Consider the following 5,194-nt stretch of genomic DNA (forward strand, 5'->3'; position numbering starts at 1 on the left):
GAGCTCGACCAGCCCGAGGCGTTCGGGGAGCTGACGGTGCGGTGGACGCCCCCGCGGTGAACGACGCCGAGCTGGACGCCGCCCTGGAGGCCCTCCTGCTGGTCGTCGACGCGCCGACCGAGGAGGAGGTGCTCGCGGCCGCCGTCGAGGAGCCGGTGGCGCGGGTGCGGGCGGCGATCGCGGCGCTGGCCGAGCGCTACACGGCCGAACACCGGGGGATCGACCTGCGGCGCACCGGCAGCGGCTGGCGGTTCTACACACGCGACGCCTACGCCCCCTACGTCGAGCGCCTGCTGCTCGACGGCCAACGCGCGCGCAGGATCTCGGCGTGCTCGGCGACGGAAATCTGCGGGGCGTGCAGGTGGTCGAGGTCGACGGTCGGCGGCGGCTTCGGGCGGAACACCGAGGCCGCGAGCCGGGCGAACGCCTCGGGGTCGACGCCGAGCAGCACCTCGGGCAGCAGCGCGGCGAAGCGTTCCTCCAGCGCCACGGAGCGCGGGAACCGCCGTGCCGCGCCCGCCTCCAGCTCGACGAACAGCCCCGCGACCTGCTTGTACGCGCGGTACTGCAGCAGCCGGGCGAACAGCAGGTCGCGCGCCTCCAGCAGGGCGAGGTCGTCCTCGTCCTCCACGTCGCCGCCGGGCAGCAGGCGCGCCGCCTTGAGGTCGAGTAGCGTCGCCGCGACGACGAGGAACTCCGTCGTCTCGTCGAGGTTCATCCCGTCGCCGAGCAGGCGCAGGTGGGCGATGAAGTCGTCGGTGACGCGGTGCAGCGCCAGCTCCGTGACGTCCAGCTCGTGCTTGCCGATGAGCTGCAAGAGCAGGTCGAACGGCCCCTCGAAGTTGTCGAGGCGGACGGTGAACCGCGGCGATTCGAGTGTGGTCAACGACTGAGGACCTCGCGCGCCAGCAGCCGGTAGGACTCCGCGCCGCCCGAGTGGGGGGCCCAGGTCGTGATCGGCTCGCCCGCGACGGTGGTCTCGGGGAAGCGGACGGTCCGGTTGATCACGGCGTCGAACACGAGGTCGCCGAACGCCTCGATCACGCGCTGGCGCACCTCGCGGGTGTGCAGGGTGCGCGGGTCGAACATCGTGGCGAGGATGCCGAGGATCTTCAGGTCGGGGTTGAGCCGGTCCTGCACCTTCTCGATCGTGTCCATGAGCAGGGCCACCCCGCGCAGCGAGAAGTACTCGCACTCCAGCGGGATCAGCACCCCGTGCGCGCAGGCCAGCGCGTTGACGGTGAGCAGCCCGAGGGAGGGCTGGCAGTCGACGAGGACGTAGTCGTAGTCCTCCAGCGCCGGCGCCAGGGTGCGGCCGAGGGTCTGCTCGCGGCCGACCTCGGTGACGAGCTGGACCTCGGCAGCCGAGAGGTCGATGTTCGAGGGCAGCAGGTCGAGGCCCTCGACCGCGGTGGGCCGCACGACGTCGTCGAGGGTCACCCGCCGCTCCATGATCAGGTTGTAGATCGTCACGTCGAGCTCGTGGGGCTGGACGCCGAGCCCCACCGACAGCGCGCCCTGCGGGTCGAAGTCGACGAGCAGCACCCGCCGGCCGTACTCCGCGAGGGCCGCGCCGAGGTTGATCGTCGAGGTCGTCTTCCCGACGCCGCCCTTCTGGTTGCACATCGCGAGGACCGTCGCGGGCCCGTGCGTGGCGATCGGGGCGGGCTCCGGGACCTCGCGGCGGGGCCGCACGGCGGGGTCACCCCCCTCGGTCGGCGGCGTCACACCGGCCGACTCGGCCCGGGCCGGGTCGGGCGGACCCATGTGCAGGGACTCGGCGTCGAACAATCCTGCCGACATCCCTCGCCTCCCTGGAGTTCCCGACGAGGCCCGACACCGCGGGGCGGCGCGCGCCCTCGTCGTCGAACCAGGCTAGGAGGACCGTCCGCCCGGAGTCACCGCGACTCGCCGGGTGTGGCGAGATCACTGCGGGGGCATCCCGGGCGATGACCCACATCACAGAACACGTCGCGGAGGATCCGCCGCGCTCTGTGCTGGGCCGTGCACTCGGTGTGCTCGCCGCGTTCTCCGACGCCGCTCCCGAGCTCGCCCTCGCCGACATCGTGGCCGCCACCTCGTTGCCCCCGGCCACGGCCCACCGCATCGTCGCCGAGCTCGTCGCCTGGGGCGCCCTGGAGCGGGTCGGCCGCGGCCGCTACCGGATCGGGATGCGGCTCTGGCGCGTCGGCGCCCTCGCGCCGTCCGCCCGCAACCTGCGCGAGGCGGCCCTCCCGCCCATGCAGGACCTCGCCGCGGCCACCGGCCACGTCGTGCACCTGGTCGTCCTCGACGGGCACCGCGCGCTGTTCGTGGAGCGGCTGGCGGGCCACGACGAGGAGTTCACCGTGCGCTCCCGGGTGGGCCGCGACATGCCGCTGCACGCGAGCGGGCCCGGGAAGGTGCTGCTCGCCCACGCCCCGGCCACGCTGGTCGACGAGATCGTGGCCCGGGGGCTCCCGCGGCTGGCGCCCGGCACCATCACCGACCCCGCCGTGCTGCGCGAGGCCCTCGACACCGCCCGCCGCACCGGGTACTGCCTGTCCCGCGAGGAGATGACCGAGGGCGCCGCCTCGGTGGCCGCCCCCGTCGTCGACGCCGCGGACCGGGTGGTGGCCGCGCTCGCCGTCGTCGTCCCGGCGTCCTCGTCGCTACCGCCGTTCATCCCCGCCGTGCGGATGGCCGCCGCCACCGCGTCCCGCCGCCTCGGGCACCGGGCCGACCGGACCGGGCCGGAATTCCGGTGAGCGCGAGGACGGGATGACTGCTGTGACCGCGCTCTCCCATACTCCGGCAAAGGGGACGTGACGACGAGGTCACGTCCCGGGAGGAGGTGGCTCGTGTCCGACACGTCGACGACGACCGCCCCGGCCTCCGGCTGGGTGCGGGGGCTCTGCTGGGCCGCGGTCGCGCTGGAGGGGTACGACCTCGTCGTGCTCGGGGTGGTCATCCCCGTCCTGCGCCGCGACCCGGTCTTCGCGCTCGACCCCGGCAGCGCCACGACGGTCGCCACCGTCGGCCTGCTCGGGGTCATGGTCGGCGCGCTCGCGGTGGGCCCGGTGAGCGACGTCGTGGGACGCCGCCGGACGATCCTCGCCTGCGTCCTCGCCTTCTCGGTCCTGGGCGCCGCGTGCGCGCTCGCGACCGGCCCCCTGAGCCTCGGCATCCTGCGCTTCGTCGCGGGCATCCCGCTCGGCGGCGTCGTCCCGGTGGCGCTCGCGATGGTGGCCGAGCACTCCCCCGGCCGGCGCGGCAACAGCTCCATGACGACCCTCATGACCGGCTACCACGTCGGAGCGGTCGCGGCCTCGCTGCTCGGGGCCCTGTTCATCACCACACTGGGCTGGCAGTTCCTGTTCGTGGCGGGCGCCCTCCCCGCGCTCGCCCTGCTGCCGGTGCTCGCGGCGAAGCTGCCACGCGACACCCCGCCGGTCGCGCGCGCCGCCACCCGGGAGACCCCCGCTCGCGTCAACCCGGTGCGCGAGCTGTTCCGCGCGGGCTTCGCCGGCCCGACGATCGCCTTCTGGGTCGCCTCGTTCATGGGCCTGCTGCTCGTCTACGGCCTGAACACCTGGCTGCCCGAGATCATGCGCCTCGCCGGCTACCAGCTGACCGCGGCGCTCTACCAGCTGCTGGCGCTCAACGTCGGCGCCGTCATCGGGCTGCTCATCGGCGGCCGCGTCGCCGACCGGATCGGCGTGCGGCCCGCGACGATCACGTGGTTCGTGACGGCGGCCGTCTTCCTCGCGCTGCTCGCGGTGCGGCTGCCGGGGGCCACCGTCTACGTCGCGATCCTGCTCGCCGGCATCTTCGTGTTCTCCTCGCAGGTCCTGGTCTACGCGTGGGTGGGCCGCGTCTACCCGGCCACGATGCGGGCGACCGCCCTCGGGTCGGCCAGCGGGGTCGGGCGGCTCGGCGCGATCACCGGCCCCGCGATCACCGGGGCCCTCGTGGCCGGCGGCCTCGCCTACCCGTGGGGCTTCTTCGTGTTCGCGCTGGTGGCGGCGCTGGGCGCGGTCGCGGCGGCCACGGTGACCCGCACCCGCCGCGCCGACGACCTCGCCGAGGCCGCGCCCGAGCCCGACCGCGCGGCGTCGTGAGGCGCCGGTGACCACGGTCCGCGATGCGGCCTTCGACGTCCTGCGCCGGCGGGGCCTCGACCGCGTCTTCGCCAACCCCGGCTCGACCGAGATCAGCCTGCTGACCGACCTGCCCGACGACCTCGACTTCACCCTCGCCCTGCACGAGGGCTCCGTCGTCGGTCTCGCCACCGGGTACGCGACGGCCACCGACCGGCCCGCGCTGGTGGTGCTCCACACGACGGCGGGTCTGGGCAACGCGGTCGGCGCGCTCGCGACGGCTCGGGTGAACCGGGTGCCGCTCGTGGTCCTGGTCGGCCAGCAGGACCGCCGCCACCTGGCCTCCCGCCCGTTCCTCACCGGCGACCTCGACGGCCTCGCCGGCGCGTACCCGGTGTGGACGCACTCGCCGGGGCGCCCGCAGGACGTGCCGGGCGCGCTGGACCGCGCGTTCCACGAGGCGGTGACCCGGCGCGGCCCGGCGGTCGTCGCGGTCCCGAGCGACGACTGGGCCGCGGCCGCCGATCCCCGCGTGCTCCCGACGCCCGTCGTCGTGCGCCGCGGGCGGGGCCCGGAGCCCGAGGCGGTCGCGGAGCTCGCCGGCCTCGTGGGCGCGGCCCGCCGCCCGGCGCTGGTCGTCGGGGCCGACGCCGACGGGGCCGCCGCCTGGGCCGCCCTCGTCGCGCTGGCGGAGCACCTGCGCGCGCCGGTGTGGCAGGAGGCGTTCGCCGCGCGGGCCGGGTTCCCGCAGGACCACGCCCGGTTCGCCGGGCACCTGCCGCCGGAGCGCGCCGACCTGCGGGCGGCGCTCGAGGGGCACGACCTGGTGCTCGTGGTCGGGGCGCCGGTCTTCCGCCAGTACCAGTACTCGCCCGGCGAGCTCGTGGCGCCGGGCACGACGATCGCGCTGGTCACCGACGACGCCGAGGACCTCCACCACAGCCGCGCCGACCTGGCCCTGCTCGCCGACCCGGCGCGGACGGTCGCCGCGCTGACGGCTGCCCTCACCGGGCCCCAGGCCCCGTCCCAGTCACCGCCCCAGCGCAGCAACGGCACGATGCTGACGTCCAACGACAGAACGGCGCCGTTCACACGTCCCGGCGAGGCTCCCGACC

4 protein-coding genes and 2 pseudogenes are annotated in these 5,194 nt (G+C 75.3%); 4 read left to right on the forward strand and 2 right to left on the reverse strand.

Annotated elements, in window-relative coordinates; all coding sequences use genetic code 11:
- Window positions 1–128: 128 nt before the first annotated feature.
- Window positions 129–263: pseudogene (locus AC0CYZ_RS27780) on the forward strand (SMC-Scp complex subunit ScpB); the annotation flags it as partial.
- Between the two features lie 44 nt (window positions 264–307).
- On the opposite strand, the pseudogene AC0CYZ_RS27785 reads toward AC0CYZ_RS27780, so the two are convergent.
- A pseudogene (locus AC0CYZ_RS27785) lies at window positions 308–886 on the reverse strand (segregation and condensation protein A); the annotation flags it as partial.
- Complete coding sequence (locus AC0CYZ_RS27790) at window positions 883–1,803, reverse strand: ParA family protein (RefSeq protein WP_472221343.1); 921 nt, start codon at window positions 1,801–1,803, stop codon at window positions 883–885. The gene AC0CYZ_RS27790 and the pseudogene AC0CYZ_RS27785, both read right to left, overlap by 4 nt.
- Before the next feature lie 191 nt (window positions 1,804–1,994).
- Between AC0CYZ_RS27790 and AC0CYZ_RS27795 the strand changes: the two genes are divergently transcribed.
- The 3 genes from AC0CYZ_RS27795 to AC0CYZ_RS27805 form a co-directional block, all read left to right on the forward strand.
- Entirely contained in the window at window positions 1,995–2,747 is a 753-nt protein-coding gene (locus AC0CYZ_RS27795; RefSeq protein ID WP_472221344.1) for an IclR family transcriptional regulator, read from the forward strand.
- A gap of 93 nt (window positions 2,748–2,840) precedes the next feature.
- On the forward strand, window positions 2,841–4,100 hold the full coding sequence (locus tag AC0CYZ_RS27800) for an MFS transporter (RefSeq protein ID WP_472221345.1): 1,260 nt from the start codon (window positions 2,841–2,843) through the stop codon (window positions 4,098–4,100).
- A 7-nt stretch (window positions 4,101–4,107) separates the two neighbouring features.
- Window positions 4,108–5,194, forward strand: a 1,087-nt coding sequence (locus AC0CYZ_RS27805; RefSeq protein ID WP_472221346.1) for a thiamine pyrophosphate-binding protein, incomplete at its 3' end; no start/stop codon positions are given.

Source organism: Actinomycetospora sp. (assembly GCF_055612215.1).

What these genes read in the sequence shown, in the direction of transcription:
- AC0CYZ_RS27790 (WP_472221343.1), bottom strand. Translation starts at nt 1,803, where the DNA reads ATGTCGGCAGGATTGTTCGACGCCGAGTCCCTGCACATGGGTCCGCCC.